The sequence below is a fragment of the Priestia sp. VA7 genome (assembly GCF_055710015.1).
Map to the genome: position 1 here is coordinate 362,419 of NZ_JBVQPN010000001.1, position 15,821 is coordinate 378,239.

General features: G+C 38.6%; 18 protein-coding genes. 11 read left to right on the forward strand and 7 right to left on the reverse strand.

Annotated features, from left to right (window positions below):
- The first annotated feature begins 188 nt into the window (after positions 1 to 188).
- From AC0C45_RS01905 to AC0C45_RS01920, 4 genes are all read left to right on the forward strand, one after another.
- Positions 189 to 1,328, forward strand: a complete 1,140-nt coding sequence (locus AC0C45_RS01905) for an acyl-CoA dehydrogenase family protein (RefSeq protein WP_016765585.1) — start codon at positions 189 to 191, stop codon at positions 1,326 to 1,328.
- A 131-nt stretch (positions 1,329 to 1,459) separates the two neighbouring features.
- Positions 1,460 to 1,819 (forward strand): cytochrome c550, encoded by a 360-nt coding sequence (gene cccA / locus AC0C45_RS01910; RefSeq protein WP_013085044.1) that lies wholly within the window; start codon positions 1,460 to 1,462, stop codon positions 1,817 to 1,819.
- Positions 1,820 to 1,987: 168 nt separating this feature from the next.
- A complete protein-coding gene (locus AC0C45_RS01915; RefSeq protein WP_128819619.1) occupies positions 1,988 to 2,692 on the forward strand; it encodes a tRNA (adenine(22)-N(1))-methyltransferase in 705 nt (234 codons plus the stop codon).
- Positions 2,689 to 3,810 carry a Nif3-like dinuclear metal center hexameric protein gene (locus AC0C45_RS01920; RefSeq protein ID WP_171776609.1) on the forward strand — a complete coding sequence of 374 codons (1,122 nt, stop codon included), beginning with the start codon at positions 2,689 to 2,691 and terminating at the stop codon, positions 3,808 to 3,810. The genes AC0C45_RS01915 and AC0C45_RS01920 overlap by 4 nt, the downstream gene beginning before the upstream one ends.
- Before the next feature lie 47 nt (positions 3,811 to 3,857).
- Here AC0C45_RS01920 and AC0C45_RS01925 read toward each other — a convergent pair whose 3' ends face one another.
- Positions 3,858 to 4,808 (reverse strand): 4-hydroxy-3-methylbut-2-enyl diphosphate reductase, encoded by a 951-nt coding sequence (locus AC0C45_RS01925; RefSeq protein ID WP_016765582.1) that lies wholly within the window; start codon positions 4,806 to 4,808, stop codon positions 3,858 to 3,860.
- Between the two features lie 128 nt (positions 4,809 to 4,936).
- Complete coding sequence (locus AC0C45_RS01930; protein WP_328252747.1) at positions 4,937 to 5,641, reverse strand: YqfQ family protein; 705 nt, start codon at positions 5,639 to 5,641, stop codon at positions 4,937 to 4,939.
- A 185-nt stretch (positions 5,642 to 5,826) separates the two neighbouring features.
- Between AC0C45_RS01930 and AC0C45_RS01935 the strand changes: the two genes are divergently transcribed.
- Positions 5,827 to 7,146 (forward strand): DEAD/DEAH box helicase, encoded by a 1,320-nt coding sequence (locus tag AC0C45_RS01935; RefSeq protein WP_013059212.1) that lies wholly within the window; start codon positions 5,827 to 5,829, stop codon positions 7,144 to 7,146.
- Positions 7,147 to 7,174: 28 nt separating this feature from the next.
- The gene (locus AC0C45_RS01940) at positions 7,175 to 8,062 is read left to right on the forward strand and encodes a deoxyribonuclease IV (protein WP_171776611.1); all 888 of its coding nucleotides are present in this window, start codon (positions 7,175 to 7,177) and stop codon (positions 8,060 to 8,062) included.
- A 48-nt stretch (positions 8,063 to 8,110) separates the two neighbouring features.
- On the opposite strand, the gene AC0C45_RS01945 is transcribed toward AC0C45_RS01940, so the two are convergent.
- The gene (locus tag AC0C45_RS01945) at positions 8,111 to 8,362 is read right to left on the reverse strand and encodes a DUF2624 domain-containing protein (RefSeq protein ID WP_013059210.1); all 252 of its coding nucleotides are present in this window, start codon (positions 8,360 to 8,362) and stop codon (positions 8,111 to 8,113) included.
- 273 nt (positions 8,363 to 8,635) lie between these two features.
- On the opposite strand from AC0C45_RS01945, the gene AC0C45_RS01950 reads away from it, so the two are divergent.
- The 3 genes from AC0C45_RS01950 to AC0C45_RS01960 are packed head-to-tail and all read left to right on the forward strand — an operon-like array spanning position 8,636 to position 10,664.
- Complete coding sequence (locus AC0C45_RS01950; protein ID WP_013059209.1) at positions 8,636 to 9,415, forward strand: metal ABC transporter ATP-binding protein; 780 nt, start codon at positions 8,636 to 8,638, stop codon at positions 9,413 to 9,415.
- Positions 9,412 to 10,254 carry a metal ABC transporter permease gene (locus AC0C45_RS01955; protein WP_047932605.1) on the forward strand — a complete coding sequence of 281 codons (843 nt, stop codon included), beginning with the start codon at positions 9,412 to 9,414 and terminating at the stop codon, positions 10,252 to 10,254. The genes AC0C45_RS01950 and AC0C45_RS01955 overlap by 4 nt, the downstream gene beginning before the upstream one ends.
- Positions 10,251 to 10,664 carry a Fur family transcriptional regulator gene (locus tag AC0C45_RS01960; RefSeq protein WP_047932606.1) on the forward strand — a complete coding sequence of 138 codons (414 nt, stop codon included), beginning with the start codon at positions 10,251 to 10,253 and terminating at the stop codon, positions 10,662 to 10,664. Before AC0C45_RS01955 ends, AC0C45_RS01960 begins: the two co-directional genes overlap by 4 nt.
- Before the next feature lie 30 nt (positions 10,665 to 10,694).
- On the opposite strand, the gene AC0C45_RS01965 is transcribed toward AC0C45_RS01960, so the two are convergent.
- Complete coding sequence (locus AC0C45_RS01965; RefSeq protein ID WP_013085038.1) at positions 10,695 to 11,270, reverse strand: 5' nucleotidase, NT5C type; 576 nt, start codon at positions 11,268 to 11,270, stop codon at positions 10,695 to 10,697.
- A gap of 261 nt (positions 11,271 to 11,531) precedes the next feature.
- On the opposite strand from AC0C45_RS01965, the gene AC0C45_RS01970 reads away from it, so the two are divergent.
- Positions 11,532 to 11,897, forward strand: coding sequence for a DUF4190 domain-containing protein (locus tag AC0C45_RS01970; RefSeq protein ID WP_472927888.1), 366 nt, complete (start codon positions 11,532 to 11,534; stop codon positions 11,895 to 11,897).
- A 38-nt stretch (positions 11,898 to 11,935) separates the two neighbouring features.
- On the opposite strand, the gene ispG is transcribed toward AC0C45_RS01970, so the two are convergent.
- Positions 11,936 to 13,039: a flavodoxin-dependent (E)-4-hydroxy-3-methylbut-2-enyl-diphosphate synthase gene (gene ispG, locus AC0C45_RS01975; protein ID WP_201763664.1), complete on the reverse strand. Its 1,104-nt coding sequence runs from the start codon at positions 13,037 to 13,039 to the stop codon at positions 11,936 to 11,938.
- A gap of 151 nt (positions 13,040 to 13,190) precedes the next feature.
- Complete coding sequence (locus AC0C45_RS01980) at positions 13,191 to 13,523, reverse strand: hypothetical protein (protein ID WP_034648895.1); 333 nt, start codon at positions 13,521 to 13,523, stop codon at positions 13,191 to 13,193.
- 76 nt (positions 13,524 to 13,599) lie between these two features.
- Here AC0C45_RS01980 and AC0C45_RS01985 point away from each other — a divergent pair, with 76 nt between their 5' ends.
- Positions 13,600 to 14,811, forward strand: a complete 1,212-nt coding sequence (locus tag AC0C45_RS01985; RefSeq protein ID WP_472927889.1) for an MFS transporter — start codon at positions 13,600 to 13,602, stop codon at positions 14,809 to 14,811.
- Between the two features lie 147 nt (positions 14,812 to 14,958).
- Here the strand turns inward: AC0C45_RS01985 and AC0C45_RS01990 are convergent, their stop codons facing one another.
- A complete protein-coding gene (locus tag AC0C45_RS01990) occupies positions 14,959 to 15,750 on the reverse strand; it encodes a DUF1189 domain-containing protein (RefSeq protein WP_034648900.1) in 792 nt (263 codons plus the stop codon).
- Positions 15,751 to 15,821 lie beyond the last annotated feature (71 nt).

The window sequence follows — 15,821 nt, forward strand, 5'->3', positions numbered from 1 at the left end:
GCATAAGCTGTTCAAATTCCTTTTAAATATCCGAAAAATGGAATCGCTATCATTTTATTCTTGCTTTGATTGATACTTCTCTATTATAACATGAAAAAATTAAAACGTTTTAAAAGTTGAGAAAATTTACAAAAATGAATTATAATTAAATAATGTAAGCGTATACATTTTTTTTAGGGGGAATAAAAATGAATTTTGAATTAACCAATGAACAAAAGATGATTCAACGGACGCTGAGAGAGTTTTCAGAGGCGGAAGTAGCACCGAATGCATTAGAGCGCGATCGAAGTAAGCAATTTCCGCTTGATGTTTTTAAAAAGTTAGGTGAGCTTGGGGTAATGGGTCTTCCTTTTCCTGAAGAGTATGGAGGCGGAGGAGCAGATACGGTTAGTTTTGCTATCGTCGTAGAGGAATTAAGTAAAGCTTGTGGCTCTACAGGAATTACATACTCAGCTCATGTATCGCTCGGGGGCGCACCTATTTATTTATTTGGAACAAAGGAGCAAAAAGAACAGTACCTACCTGCTTTATGCTCTGGGGAATCTTTTGGAGCGTTTGGTTTAACCGAACCGAACGCAGGAAGTGACGCGGGTGGAACGGAGACAGAAGCAGTGTTGAAGGATGGAACATTTAGGATTAATGGAAGTAAATGCTATATTACGAATGCCAGCTATGCAAAGTTTTTAGCTTTAACAGCTGTTACAAATCGTACAGAAGGTAAAAAAGAAATTTCAGCTATTATCGTGCCTACAGAAGCTCGAGGCTTTACTGTAATAGACAATTACGAGAAAATGGGTCTACATGCTTCAAATACAACTGAACTTGTTTTAGAGGATGTTGAAGTGCCTGAAGAGAATTTACTCGGTGTAAGAGGAGAAGGCTTTAAACAATTTCTAATGACGCTTGACGGGGGGAGAATTGGAATTGGCGCAATGGCCGTTGGAATCGCTCAAGCGGCTTATGAAAAAGCACTGTCATATGCGCAGGAAAGAAAGCAATTTGGAAAAGCTATTTCATCGTTTCAAGCGATTCAGTTTAAATTAGCTGATATGGCGATGAAAATTGAGTTAGCAAGAAATATGGTGTATAAAGCAGCGTGGTTAAAAGACCAAGGAAAGCCATTTACGAAAGAAGCTGCTATGTGTAAACTGTATGCTTCTGAAATTTGTATGGAAGTAGCCAGCCAAGCTGTTCAGATTCATGGAGGATACGGCTACATGAAGGAGTATCACGTGGAGCGATATTTACGGGATGCCAAGCTTTTAGAAATTGGAGAAGGAACTTCAGAAATTCAGCGCTCGGTTATTGCAAGACAAATTGGCTGTTAAGATACGCAATAAGAAATTAGTTAATTATGTAAATAAAACCCTTTCACTTATGAGCATTTTCAAGTAAAATAAAAGTGCTTATACTATTTTGTTATTTCTAGGGATGGGAATACATAAAGGGGGTATAGTGAGTGAAGCGAAATCCGCTAATACCATTTTTACTAATTGCGGTAATTGGGATTGCTTTAATGTTAACGCTTTCGTTCAACGGATTGAATAATGCAAAAGAAATCGCGGCTGAAAAAGAAGGCGGTGGCGCGGAACAGCAGGCTTCAGCTAAACCAGAAGAAATTTATCAAAAAACTTGTATCGGTTGTCACGGTGATCAGTATCAAGGTGGAGTAGGTCCTTCCTTAAAAGGAATTGGGAAAAAAGTTTCTCAAGACGAAATTGCAGATATTGTTGTAAACGGTAAAGGAAACATGCCGGCCGGGCTGGTTCCTCCGGAAAAAGCGAAGGAAATGGCTAAATGGGTATCAGAAATTAAATAGAGTTCAGAAACATGATTTTCTGGAAAGCCGCTCATTTATAAAGCAGGCTTTTTTTTTGTGATTTTTTATAAGCATTCAGCTAGAAGGAAAACATGAAGAGAAATAGGAATCATGCAGCTATCTATGTTAAAATAATGAACAGTAATCACATAGAGAATAGGTGACAAAATGAATGAATTAAACTTATCAACAAGACTTGAAGAAGTAGTAAAGTCGATTCCTTTGGGAGCAAAGATAGCAGACATTGGCTCAGATCATGCATACTTGCCGTGTTTTGCTTATTTAAATGGATATATTAGCGGTGCCGTAGCAGGAGAAATTACAGAAGGGCCTCTTCAATCTGCTATTCAGCAGGTGGAAAAAACAAGCTTAACGGACGTTATTGACGTTCGAAAAGGAAACGGCCTAGAAGTAATATCACCGAATGAAGTAGACTGTATTACAATCTGCGGAATGGGCGGAACGCTTATTACGATGATTTTAGAAGAAGGAAAAGCAAAGTTAGAAGGAGTAAAAAGGCTTGTACTTCAGCCGAATATTGGTTCACATCATATTCGCAGCTGGCTGATTGAACACAACTGGGAAATCATTGATGAAAAAATCATCGAAGAAGACGGTCGTATGTATGAAGTCATCGTCGCTGAACCTGGAAACGCCTTAGCTCCTTATAACGGTGAAGTGGAAGCCGGTGTGTTAATGGGCCCTATTTTAAAAGAAAAGCGCTCTTCTGCTTTTATGACAAAGTGGACGCATGAACTAAATCATCTTAAACAAATTGTCAGCCAAATGGAGCAGGCTCAGTCCGAGGAAAGTAAAGCAAAACTTCAAAAACTTACCCAAGACATCTCATTAATTGAGGAGGCGTTAAAATGAGTAAAATCCCTAACGGATTTCAAGTAATTGAAGCATTTGAATCATTTTCTCCCAAGCATTTAGCGGTTGAAGGAGATAAAATTGGTTTACAGATTGGAACGTTAAACAAGCCTGTAAAAAAAGTAATGGTAACATTAGATGTTCTTGAAACGGTCGTAGACGAAGCGGTTGAAAAACAAGTGGATTTGATTATTGCTCATCATCCTCCTATTTTTAGACCTCTAAAACAAGTGGTTACAGATCGTCCTGAAGGGCGTATTTTAGAGAAATGCATCAAACATGATATTGCTGTATATGCTGCTCATACAAACTTAGATATAGCTAAAGGCGGAGTAAATGACTTGTTGGCCGAAGCATTGGGGCTACAAGAGACAAAAGTGCTGGTTCCAACAACGTCTATTCAGCTGAAAAAGCTTGCTGTATTTGTTCCTTCAAATCATACTGAAGCAGTGCGCACAGCTATTTGTGATGCCGGAGCTGGACATGTGGGTCTTTACAGCGACTGTACGTTTTCAACTGAAGGGGAAGGCACGTTTAAACCTTCTTCAGAAGCCAATCCATACATTGGCTTGAAAGGAGAGTTAGAACGTGTAAATGAAACAAAAGTTGAAACTATTTTTGAAGCGGGTCAGCAAAATAAAATTATTCGTGCCATGCTCAGTGCTCATCCTTACGAAGAAGTAGCCTATGACATTTATCCAGTGGAACAAACGGGCGAGACGCTTGGACTTGGACGAATTGGTAAGTTAAAAGAAGAGATGACGTTAAAACAGTTTGCCGCTCATGTTAAACAAGCATTGGACGTGGATGGTGTTAGAGTAGTAGGGTCTATGGATGCCGCGGTGAAAAAAGTAGCTGTTCTTGGCGGAGATGGAAACAAATATATTACAAACGCAAAATTTAGCGGAGCAGATGCCTATGTAACAGGCGATTTGTATTTCCACGTTGCTCATGATGCAATGGCAATGGGATTAAACGTTGTAGATCCTGGTCATCATGTTGAAAAAGTCATGAGACAAGGTGTAACGCGTGTATTAACAAGTCTTTTTGATGCGAAAAATTTTGATTGTGAAGTATTTGATTCAAAAGTAGACACAAACCCATTTACGTTTATGTAACAAAGAAAGAAGGTGTTGACAAATGTCAACACCTTCTTTTGTGTCTATTAAGACGATTTTTTTGTTCGAACTTTTGGTAAAATCTTTGAAAGAGGCACGCTTTTTTCACGTGTCCACGTTGTTTCATCTTCTGGATCGAACTGATCTAGAAAATTGATGACCTCTTTTGTAATTGGAGTAGGGGTAGATGCGCCTGCCGTAACAGCTACCGTTTTCGCATTCATCAACCATTCAACCTGCAGCTCTGAGATGTCACCGATACGATATGCCTCAGTGCCGGCAATCTCCATTGATACTTGAGCTAAACGGTTTGAATTGTTACTTTTAGGATCTCCTACAACAATTGTAACATCTGCTTCACCTGCTTGCTCGGCTACAGCTTCTTGGCGAACTTGTGTAGCTAAACAAATTTCCTTGTGAACTTCAGCGTGGGGATATTTTTCTTTTACCTTTTCCATTACTTCTGCAACGTCCCACTGACTCATTGTTGTCTGGTTTGTTACAATGATTTTCTCACGTTGAATATTTAAATGGGCTACGTCTTCTGCTTTTTCAATTAAATGAACGATATCTGGCGCGATACCAAGTGCACCTTCTGGCTCAGGATGATTTCGTTTTCCGATATAAATAACGTCATAACCTTCTTTTTCTTTTTGGCGAATAAGGTCATGGGTTTTTGTAACATCCGGACATGTAGCATCGATTGTTGTTAACCCTTTTTCTTTTGCTCGTTCTTTTACTTCTGGAGATACTCCGTGCGCAGTAAAAATAACGGTTCCTTCATTTATTTGGTCTAAGATTTCCAGGCGATTAGCACCGTCCAGTGTGATAATGCCGTCCTCTTCAAACGCATCTGTAACGTGTTTATTATGAACAATCATCCCTAAGATATAGATTGGTCGGGGCAATGATTTATCTAAAGCGGCGTTTCGTGCAATGACCATTGCGTCTACTACACCATAACAATAGCCGCGCGGTGCAATTTTAATAACTTTCATTTCACTTTCCTCCTCATCATAATCCTGACGAGCAATTCAACTCGCTTCTATTATATAAAAGAGGAAGGAAGAATACAAAGATATTCTTTTTTTGCTCACTGTATTTCCTTAAGGAATCAGCAGATTTATCAAATATAAAGTTTTGGTTTAGACACCCGATCTCTGGATGAATGTTCAATTTCTTCTTCAAAGAAATCCAGCTCATCATCGGATGAATCCGTGCTTTCTGCGCCTGCTGATAAAACCTTACTATCTTTACTTTCATCAGTTTCAGAAACCTCTGTTCCTTCTGCTTCGAGTACTTCATCTGTGTTATCACTTGAGCGCAAGGCCTGATAGATTTTCCACAGAGAAGGAGCATTTTTGACAAGAGGTCCGTATTGTTGAATCATAGGTCCCATCGTTTCCGCTGCTTTTAGTACTCGCTGAACATTTCCCATCATGGAGCTCAAGTTAGCAGGGTTCGCTAATCCTTGCAAACCTCCAAGCAGGGAAGAAGAGTTAGTCGCTCCTGCAGCACCTTGGGCTCCTGAAAGGCCAGAAAACAAAGAACCTCGAGGAGCAGCTGCAGCCGCCTGTTGAAATGGTATGTTTCTATTTCCGCCTCTTCGGAATAGGCGAGTTAAGAAGTTACCTCCTCCACGGTTCAGGCCTTGCTGATTCGGGTAAAATGATTGTTGAGCATTTGTTTGCTGGGCAAAGTTACGAAACTGCTGTAATGGATTAAATTGGCCAAAGTTACCAGGTTGTTGCCCAAAGCCGTTTTGTGGTGGCATTCCTGGCATCATTCTTCTTTGCATACCGGGTGGAAATGGTGGTCTTCGCTGTAGCAAAGGACGCACCTCCTTTAGTAAAGTAGATTTTCTTTTACTATCGTATGCAACTCGCGATAAAATGTTTTTGAAACAGGTAATAAGTTTTAGTAATATGAATGAGAAGTAGTCACAGAAGGAAAAATCGATTATAATCATATATTGTGCCTTAAAAGATGAACGTGAATGTAAAAAAGGAGACTATTATGGAAAAAACAAACTTTGAACGTTTTGAGTTTCAACCATTTTTAATAGAAGCAATTAAACAATTAGGTTTTTATCAGCCTACAGAGATTCAGGAGCGCTTAATTCCTTCTGTTTTAAAAGGGGAAAGTGTAATTGGTCAGTCGCAAACAGGGACCGGCAAAACACACGCTTATTTATTACCTTTACTTGAAAAGGTAGACCCTAAAAAAGAAGAAGTACAAGTTGTAATCACCGCTCCAACTCGTGAGCTTGCTTCTCAAATTTATCAAGAAGTATTAAAGCTAACAAAACACAGTGCTGAAGGAGAAGAAATTTCAGCAAAATGTTTTATCGGAGGTACAGATAAGCAGCGTACAATCGATAAATTAAAGAAGCAGCCTCAAGTTGTTGTAGGAACACCGGCTCGTTTGTTTGATTTAGTAAATGAAAAAGCGTTAGTTGTGTATACAACAAAGGCGTTAGTAGTAGACGAAGCTGATTTAATGCTTGATATGGGATTTTTAGAAGATGTGGACCGTTTGGCAAGCAATATGCCTGAAAAATTACAGATGCTTGTTTTTTCAGCAACTATTCCTGAAAAATTAAAGCCATTCTTAAAAAAATATATGGAAAATCCAAAATTTACGCATGTTTCGCCGAAGCAAGCAGCAGCAGCTAAATTAGAGCATGTATTAGTTCCACTGCGTCATCGTAACAAGTTTAAGCTACTGCATGATATGCTTATTTCTTATAATCCTTATTTAGCTATCGTCTTTACAAATACAAAGAAAATGGCGGACGAAGTAGCAGATGACCTACTGTCTAAAGGATTAAAAGTAGGAAGAATTCACGGAGACTTATCTCCTCGTGACCGTAAGAAAATGATGAAGCAAATTAATAATTTAGAATTTCAATACGTAGTAGCGACAGATTTAGCAGCTCGCGGTATTGATATTGAAGGAATTTCACACGTCATTAACTTTGAGCTTCCTTCAGATCTAGATTTCTACATTCACCGCGTAGGACGTACAGCTCGTGCCGGTCATTCTGGAATTGCTGCTACAATCTTCGATGTGGAAGATGAAGATGCAGTAAATAAGCTAGAGAAAATGGGAATCGAGTTTGTAAACAAAGATCTTCAAAAGCAAGAATGGGTTTCCATCGATGACCGTAACCGCCGTAAAAAGCGTGTGAAGAAAGCGGATGAAGTGGGAGAAGAGGCACATCGCTTTATTCAAAAGCCGAAGAAAGTAAAGCCTGGCTACAAGAAAAAACGTGCTCGTGAAATTACAAAGTATGTGCAAAAGAAAAAGCGTAGTGAAAGACGCAACAATCGTTAATCGCAATAGGTTAGAGGTGTAAAAAGGAATGTTGAAAATTGGTTCTCATGTATCAATGAGCGGCAAAAAGATGCTTTTAGGAGCAAGTGAAGAGGCAGCTTCTTACGGAGCAAATACGTTTATGATCTATACAGGCGCTCCACAAAATACTCGTCGCAAAAAGATTGAAGAGCTTAATATTGAAGCTGGTCTTTTGCATATGAAAGAGTATGGAATGACAGATATTGTTGTACATGCTCCCTATATCATTAATCTAGGAAATACAACAAAGCCCGAAACATTTGAGCTTGGAGTAGATTTCTTAACGTCTGAAATTCAGCGCACCCATGCTCTTGGCGCAAAGCAAATTGTTCTTCACCCAGGAGCTCATGTCGGCGCTGGAGCAGATGCCGGTATTCAACAAATTATCAAAGGTCTAAACGAAGTGTTGACAGCTGATCAAGAAGTTCAAATTGCGCTTGAGACAATGGCTGGAAAAGGAACAGAGTGTGGAAGAAGATTTGAAGAAATTGCCCAGATTATTGATGGCGTGACGCACAATGAAAAGCTCTCTGTTTGTTTTGACACATGTCACGTTCATGACGCTGGTTATGATATCGTTCAAGACTTTGATGGTGTATTAAATGAATTTGACAAAACCGTAGGAATACAGCGAATTAAAGTGCTTCACATCAATGATAGTAAAAATGTACGCGGTGCTCGAAAAGACCGCCATGAAAACATTGGATTTGGTGAAATCGGATTTGGTGCACTGAATTATATTGTTCATCACCCAGCGTTTAAAGAAGTTCCTAAAATTCTAGAAACTCCTTATGTAGGAGAAGATAAGAAAAATAAAAAAGCGCCATATCAGTTGGAAATTGATATGATTCGTGCACAAAGCTTTGATTCAGAGCTAAAACAAAAGCTTATGTAATTTCATATGTAAAAGAAGAGGTCATGTCTATAGACATGACCTCTTCTTTTACATTAACTGCTGAAATAATTCGTTCACTCGTCTGGCAGTTTCACGATCTGTTACTTGAGCAATTTGTTTGATTAAATTTCGGCGCTCTTCAAGGTTATAAATATTTACGGGCTGCTGTCTAATGACGGATACAAGTGTGTGTGCCTGCTGATCTGTAATGGGGATGTTGTATTGTTTGCTATACTTTAAAAGCTCTTTCGGGGTAATGTTGTTTACTTTCTTATTGACAATCTGCTGTACAATTTTCATATGATTACCTCCTCGTCATATACAGTTTATGAATAAAAAAGAAAGATGTGACTATATTGTGTAATAAAACAACATTTCGAGCCGGATGAACTTACGGAGGCAAGAAAGCGAAGGAGTGAAACGGCTTAGTTTACAAATAAAAGACAATCCTGTATACTACATTAATGACTAAATCGTAATGATTCTGAGAAAGTAAATGGGTAACGGAGTATACGATAGAAACCGTGCCCTCTTTTGTATGGAGAAATATAAAAAAAGAATGGTGAGGCGCATATGAATACACCTGATATCATTGAAATCGATCATTTATCATTTCAATATGATGGAGTGAATGTATTAGAAGATATAAGTTTTTCAATTCCAAAAGGAGCTTTTTTGGGTCTCGTTGGGCCAAATGGGTCTGGGAAATCAACGCTAATCAAATGTTTGCTTGGTTTGCAAAAACCATCTCAAGGTGCAATTCGTTTATTTGGAAAAGATCAGAGAAGGTTTAAAGAACGAAGTAAAATTGGATATGTATCGCAAAAAGCCAATAGTTTCAACAGCGGCTTTCCTGCTACCGTTTTTGAAGTGGTTTCCACGGGTCTTACTTCAAAATTAGGTTTGTTTCGCTTTATGAATGCTTCTCATAAACAAAAAGTGAAAGAAGCGGTAGAAGCAGTGGGGATGAGCGAATTTTTAAATCGAAACATAGGAGAACTATCTGGTGGCCAGCAGCAGCGAATTTTTATTGCGCGCGCGCTTGTCAGCGAACCCGAGCTGTTAATTTTAGATGAGCCAACAGTCGGAGTGGATGCACAAAATGTGTACACTTTTTATGAGCTTCTTGAAAAGTTAAATAAAGAAAAAGGAATTACGCTTGTGCTTGTTACTCACGATATTGGCACTGTCTCAGAAAAAGTAACCCACGTTGCTTGTTTAAATAAATTTCTACACTTTCATGGGAATGCCAAAGAATTCGAACAGCTTTGTGAACATGACGTATCTATGTTTTATGGTCATAATGTTCATGTGTTAACCCATGATCATCATCATGGAGGGCAGCACGTATGATAAGCAGTTTATTTCAATTTGAGTTTTTACGAAATGCATTTTTAACCGGTATGATTATTGGCGTCTTAGCTCCTTTATTGGGCACGTTCATCGTAGTAAGACGTCTTTCTTTAATTGCAGACGCGTTAAGTCACGTGACGCTAGCGGGGATTTCTGCGAGCTTGCTTCTTAGTCAGAAAATAGGGTTTATGCAAGGAGTGAACCCCGTCTATTTAGGGATGGTATCTTCCGTTACAGGCGCTCTTTTTATTGAAAAACTTCGAAGCGTCTACAAACATTATCAAGAGCTGGCCATTCCGATTATTTTATCGGGCGGAATTGGTATTAGTGCAATTTGTATCTCGCTAGCGGACGGTTTTAATAATGATTTAATGAACTATTTGTTTGGAAGCGTAAGTGCGGTGAGTCGTTCGGATCTTTGGACAGTTATTGTCATAGCCGTATTTGTTATAGCTATTGTTTTTTTCTTATATAAAGAATTGTTTATTTTATCTTTTGACGAAGAGCACGCTTCTGCTTCTGGGATTAAATCGAAGTGGATGCACTTTTTATTTATTGTGATGGTTGCTCTTGTCATTGCTGTATCGATGCGTATCGTCGGTATCTTATTAGTGTCATCTCTTATGACTCTTCCTGTAGCAGCAAGCATTCGCTTAGCTAGAGGCTTTAAACAAACGATTCTGCTTTCGGTGATTTTTGGTGAAATATCTGTTTTAGGCGGATTATTTTCAGCGTACTACTTGGATTTAGCACCAGGCGGTACAATTGTTGTCATTGCTGTTGTTATTTTAATCATATCTATTATGATTAATAAAGGACGGAAGGGGAAACAAAAATGAATTTAACTGAAGCCATTCATTTATTAAAAGATCAAGGATATAAACATACAGGAAAGCGTGAAGAAATGCTTGCCTTGTTTTCAAAATCAAATAAGTACTTAACGGCAAAAGATGTATTGGAATATATGAAGCCTGATTATCCCGGTCTGAGTTTTGATACAATTTACCGTAATTTATCATTGTTTGTGGAGTTAGGCGTACTTGAAATGACGGAGCTTTCGAGCGAAAAGCACTTTCGATTTAAATGTGCGACCGCCTATCATCATCACCACTTCATTTGTTTAGATTGTGGAAAAACAAAAGAAATTGAAGCTTGTCCGATGGAGTATGTAGACGAGGATTTGCGAGGGTACAATATTACAGGCCATAAATTTGAAATTTACGGTCAATGTATAGAATGTAATCAATAAAAAAGAGAGGGCGTTATGCACCTCTCTTTTTTATTTTTGCTGTTCTTTTAACCAGCTGGCTACCCACTGATCTGCTTCTAGCCAATTGTATACGCGAACCACTCCTTTTGGAACAGGTAAGCGATTATAAGGAGTATCAAATAAGATAACGGGGATATTGCATTCTTCACTGATTTCACAAGCATTATCATGTTTGTCTTCAAAAAAGATATCAACATCATATCGTTTTGCTGTCTCAACTTTAAAATGAGAACCGACTAACTCAATGTGATGAAACGATAGTTCATTTTTTTGAAACCATTCTTCCGTGACGTCCAATAGCTTATCGTGCCTTGCACTAATAAAGAATAATTCGTGCTTTTGATGCCATTTTTGCAAAACAGCTTTTGCATCGTCTGCAAGTGGAGAGGTTTCGTAAATAGAGCGTTCATTTGCTTTAAACCATTTCCCGAGTTCTGCAGGTGATACATTTACAAAAGGGCTGAAATCATATTCTGTAATGTCTTCAAGTGTTAAATTTAAGTTAAAGGCTTTATTTAAATGAGGAACAAAAGTTTCAGGAGAAGTAACAGTTCCATCAATGTCAATTCCAAACTTTTTCGTCAACTACGTGCACTCCTTTAATACGTTTATTCTACTTAGGTGCTTGACTATTCTTGTCTAGTGTAACATAAAGCCCAAAGAGAAACAGTAATACTTTTTATACGCCTTTGGCAAAGCGTAATGATCACTGCATAGCCTGGTGATATTGCGTCTATACCTATTTCTTGTAAGAGAGTGAGCGGCTGTATAAGATTGACACTTATAATTTTTTCTCGCATTCAGATACTATAAATGCTCCTTATTTACGAAAGCGAGGGATTAAGCATGGAGAATGAAGAACAAAGGCGTAGAAAAGATGTATATGAAGCTGATTTCATGGAAGAAACTGCAGCTGAAGTGGGCGTTCCTTACCGAGTAGGAGAGCCTCATGCAGAGCGTGAAGTTATAGATATTGATCGCAATCGCAATCATGAAGTCGCTGGGCGAGGAGAAGGAACGGGATACGGTCGTTTCGCATTCGTGCTTTCGATTCTTTCACTATTCTTTTTACCAATTATTCTTGGTGCCGCTGGGATTATTCTAGGGTTTATCGCACGCAGAAAAGGAGCACTTACGCTAGGAGCATGGGCAATAGGGATCGGAGTTGTATCGATTATTGTCGGTACGTTTATATTACCGTTCTTTTCATAAAAAAAAAGCGAGGCGCATATGCGCCTCGCTTTTTTTAGTTATGATTTAGCTGCAGCTTTTTCAGCTTCTTGCTTTGCGTGATATTCAGCAGCAATTTTATCAATTTCTTTTTTTAGTTCCTCAACCATTGTTTCTTCAGGAACTTTGCGTACGATTTCGCCTTTGCGGAATAGTAGACCTTCACCGCGCGCTCCCGCAATCCCGATATCAGCTTCACGAGCTTCACCAGGACCATTTACAGCGCAGCCAAGTACCGCTACTTTAATCGGTGCTTTTACAGTTGAAATATACTCTTCAACTTCATTAGCAATGCTAATTAAATCAATTTCAATACGTCCGCAAGTTGGGCAAGAAATAAGCGTTGCGGCATTGGAAGCTAAACCGAATGATTTTAGCAATTCGCGCGCAACTTTTACTTCTTCTACAGGATCCGCACTTAAAGAAATACGTAATGTATTTCCGATTCCTTTAGATAAAATAGCGCCAAGACCTGCTGCACTTTTTACAGTTCCCGCAAATAATGTACCCGATTCTGTAATTCCTAAGTGAAGAGGGTAGTCAAATGCTTGAGCAGCTTTTTCATAAGCTTCAATTGCCAAGTTAACATCCGATGCTTTCATTGAAACGATGATGTCATGGAAATCAAGGTCTTCTAAAATTTTAATGTGATGAAGTGCACTTTCTACCATGCCATCTGCTGTCGGATAGCCGTATTTATCTAAAATACGTTTTTCAAGTGAACCAGCGTTAACTCCAATGCGAATTGGAATATTTTTAGCTTTTGCAGCATTTACAACAGCTTCCACTTTTTCACGGCGACCGATATTACCAGGGTTGATACGGATTTTATCCGCTCCGCCTTCAATTGCTTTTAATGCTAAGCGGTAGTCAAAATGAATATCCACAACTAATGGAATGTTAATGCGTTTTTTAATTTCAGGGATTGCATCTGCTGCGCGCTCGTCTGGACAAGCAACACGAACAACTTGGCATCCTGCTTCTTCTAAACGTTTAATTTCTGCAACCGTTGCTTCAACATCATGTGTCTTAGTGGTTGTCATACTTTGAATAACTAACTCGTTGCTGCCTCCGATTGTTAAATCTCCAACTTTAACCGGGCGTGTTTTTGTACGATGTATAATTTCACTCACGTGATAATCTCTCCTTCAAAATGAAATCAAGAATTTGAATTCATTAATAGAATAACTCTTTATGAACAAAATAACTAGTAGAAAGTGCTACCTTAGCTATTTTAACAATGACTATCCCATCTTGACAAGAAGAATGCTGTCATTACTTGTAAATAGGGAACTTATACGTTTTTCCAATTTGAATATCCTCAGGCGCTGTACCGTTATTTAACTTTTTGAAGTCTGTAATCATTTGGTTCATAGAAACCGGTATCGATTTTTTTGTAAGCTCCTCAATGATGGACAAAACTGTATCGCCTGGCTTAATTTTTATTTTTGTATAGGTGGAAGAAGAGCTGGCGGCTTTTGTTTCTGCAGGCTGCGCTTTGCTGACTTGAACTGCTTCAGTAGCAGTGGGAATGGTCCCGTATTTAATGTCGTAGTGACAAATATATCCGATAAAAGCGAAAGCGGCTAATGCACATAGCTTTTTCATTATGCTCCTCCTTCATTCTTTTGCTTATGTGTAAAGCCTATGCTTGTCTTACTTAAATATGATTGGAGAACGAAAATTGAAAGAAAAATTAATGATTGTTTCATTAGGCTTATTGCCTTTAATCATGGTGCTGGGAAATTCCATGCTCATTCCTCTGCTGCCAAGCATTCAAAAGTCACTTCACTTAAGCGGAGTTCAAACCAGTTTGATACTGAGTGCATTTTCGATTCCAGCTGCATTGTGTATCCCTGCCGTAGGGATTTTATCAGACCGGTATGGGCGTAAAAAGTTAATCATATATTCACTCGTCATGATGATAATAGGTAGTGTCATCGCTGCTATTAGTGCTTCATTCTCTTCTGGAAGCTTTGCTGTGTTGATGGCAGGCAGAGTCATTCAAGGGATTGGAGCTGCAGGTACTACAACGTTGGCAATGGCATTAACTGGAGATGTATTTACAGGGGAAAAAAGAGCAAAAGTCCTCGGGATTTTAGAAGTGTATAACGGAGTTGGAAAAGTGGTTGCGCCGATAATTGGAGCATCGGTAGCACTCGCTGTATGGTATGCCGCGTTTTTTGTCTATCCTTTAGCTGCAGGTGCTGCTTTAGTAGGTATAGTACTGTATGTGAGAGAAGGGAAAACAGGTTCGGATTCAGTATCTGTTCAAGAATATTTAAAGAGAGCCAATGGGATTGTCTATAATAAAAGAAAATCGCTTTTTCCTTTATTCTTTGTCGGGGGATTGGGGTTGTTTTTATTATTTGGTATTTTATATTATTTATCTTTTCTAATAGAGGAAACGTATCATATAGACGGTTTTTTTAAAGGAACCGCTTTTTTATTTCCTCTTGGTGCGATGACGCTCGTTTCTTATTGGACCGGTCAACGCATCAAAACAGATGTAGAGTTCATGAAAAAATTAATGATAGTAGGAATAACTCTTTTATTCCTGATGTTTGGAGTATTAACGATTATTTATACGCTTCCTGTTCTGATGTTTTGTTTGACAGTCGCCTTTGGCGGCTTAGGATTTGTTCTTCCGTGTATTAATATGATGATTACTTCAGCGGCTTCAGACGAAGAAAGAGGGTTTATTGTATCCATTTATGGAACGGTGAGATTTTTAGGAGTAGCGTTGGGACCTGTTGTTTTTGAAGTGTGGATGCATGCTGAAAGGCTGATGTTTGTTTATAGCTTTATTCTGCTCACAGCAGGAGGTTTGTGGGTTTTGTATCAGTTGAAAATTCTTCCTTGTGCAATGGGAAGAAAAAAAGTTGTACCGAAATAAAGAGGCTGAGACTTAACTAAATCACTCCAATCACCAGCTAGAAGCAGCCGCATACATGAAACCTGCGTTCACCATATCAATAAAAAAATCCAAAAGAGGTGGATTCTCTATCAAGAATCTAGATTCCTCGTTTGGATTCTCCTTCAACTAAAATACGTTTGTCCCAGCATCTTTATTAGGTTTTACCTTTCTTCTTATAGGAACCCTTGTGACGAGCAACAAGTAAATGAAGAATGTTCCTATCCAGTAAAGAGAGCTATGTAGTGCTAGAGACAAAGAAAAAGCTTCAAAAAGCGTATAAAGCAGCGTGAAGGCTACCGTACTATAAGCGCTCAGTGCCCATAGCTGCTTGAAAGGAAGCTGCTTTTTAGCAATGAGTGCAATCAGCTTTCCAAGATAAGCAAGGCAGGTAATAGAAAGGAAGTTTAGTCCAGATGTTAATACGTACAGTAAAAGCATAGCGATAGGGACAAGTATGTATAAAGAAAATTTTTGTTCGTGCAGCAAGTTTAACAGTTCATTTTTATCTTTATGATGCCAGTTTAGCAACTCATATGAATACGTTTGTGTTTGTGAATTAGTCGTGATGTAAATTCCATCCTTTAAAAAACCAATGGCATGAGCAGGGGAATGAAATCGTTCAATAGACTGTGAGGGGTTTAAGATAAAAGCGGTACCGTTTACTTTTTTTGTGAAAGGTTGACTTGACGTAAGCTGTGAGTTTGAAATAGAAAAAGAAGAAACAGATTTCGGAAGATCTGTAGTAGCGATATGATAGCCGTTTACAATCGTCAAAGTCATAAAGAAAAATGTAGGCAGCAAAGAAATAAATGTTAGAAACAGCACAAAGCCAATTGTTTTATTCGTATGCTCAAAGCGAAGCGACCTTATTTTTTTGAAGGAAATAAAACTCCATGCCATCTTTTTCAGCATGCTCATTGTAAAGCCTCCTCTTATTGAAGATTCTTATTATACCTTATTTTATAGCGAAAATTTAAGGTTTACAATAG

Coding starts and splice junctions, on each gene's coding strand:
- AC0C45_RS01980 (WP_034648895.1), bottom strand. CDS start 13,523: ATGAAAAAGCTATGTGCATTAGCCGCTTTCGCTTTTATCGGATATATT.
- AC0C45_RS01990 (WP_034648900.1), bottom strand. CDS start 15,750: ATGAGCATGCTGAAAAAGATGGCATGGAGTTTTATTTCCTTCAAAAAA.
- AC0C45_RS01955 (WP_047932605.1), top strand. CDS start 9,412: ATGATAAGCAGTTTATTTCAATTTGAGTTTTTACGAAATGCATTTTTA.
- AC0C45_RS01925 (WP_016765582.1), bottom strand. CDS start 4,808: ATGAAAGTTATTAAAATTGCACCGCGCGGCTATTGTTATGGTGTAGTA.
- AC0C45_RS01920 (WP_171776609.1), top strand. CDS start 2,689: ATGAGTAAAATCCCTAACGGATTTCAAGTAATTGAAGCATTTGAATCA.
- AC0C45_RS01915 (WP_128819619.1), top strand. CDS start 1,988: ATGAATGAATTAAACTTATCAACAAGACTTGAAGAAGTAGTAAAGTCG.
- AC0C45_RS01970 (WP_472927888.1), top strand. CDS start 11,532: ATGGAGAATGAAGAACAAAGGCGTAGAAAAGATGTATATGAAGCTGAT.
- AC0C45_RS01935 (WP_013059212.1), top strand. CDS start 5,827: ATGGAAAAAACAAACTTTGAACGTTTTGAGTTTCAACCATTTTTAATA.
- AC0C45_RS01950 (WP_013059209.1), top strand. CDS start 8,636: ATGAATACACCTGATATCATTGAAATCGATCATTTATCATTTCAATAT.
- AC0C45_RS01960 (WP_047932606.1), top strand. CDS start 10,251: ATGAATTTAACTGAAGCCATTCATTTATTAAAAGATCAAGGATATAAA.
- AC0C45_RS01945 (WP_013059210.1), bottom strand. CDS start 8,362: ATGAAAATTGTACAGCAGATTGTCAATAAGAAAGTAAACAACATTACC.
- AC0C45_RS01905 (WP_016765585.1), top strand. CDS start 189: ATGAATTTTGAATTAACCAATGAACAAAAGATGATTCAACGGACGCTG.
- AC0C45_RS01940 (WP_171776611.1), top strand. CDS start 7,175: ATGTTGAAAATTGGTTCTCATGTATCAATGAGCGGCAAAAAGATGCTT.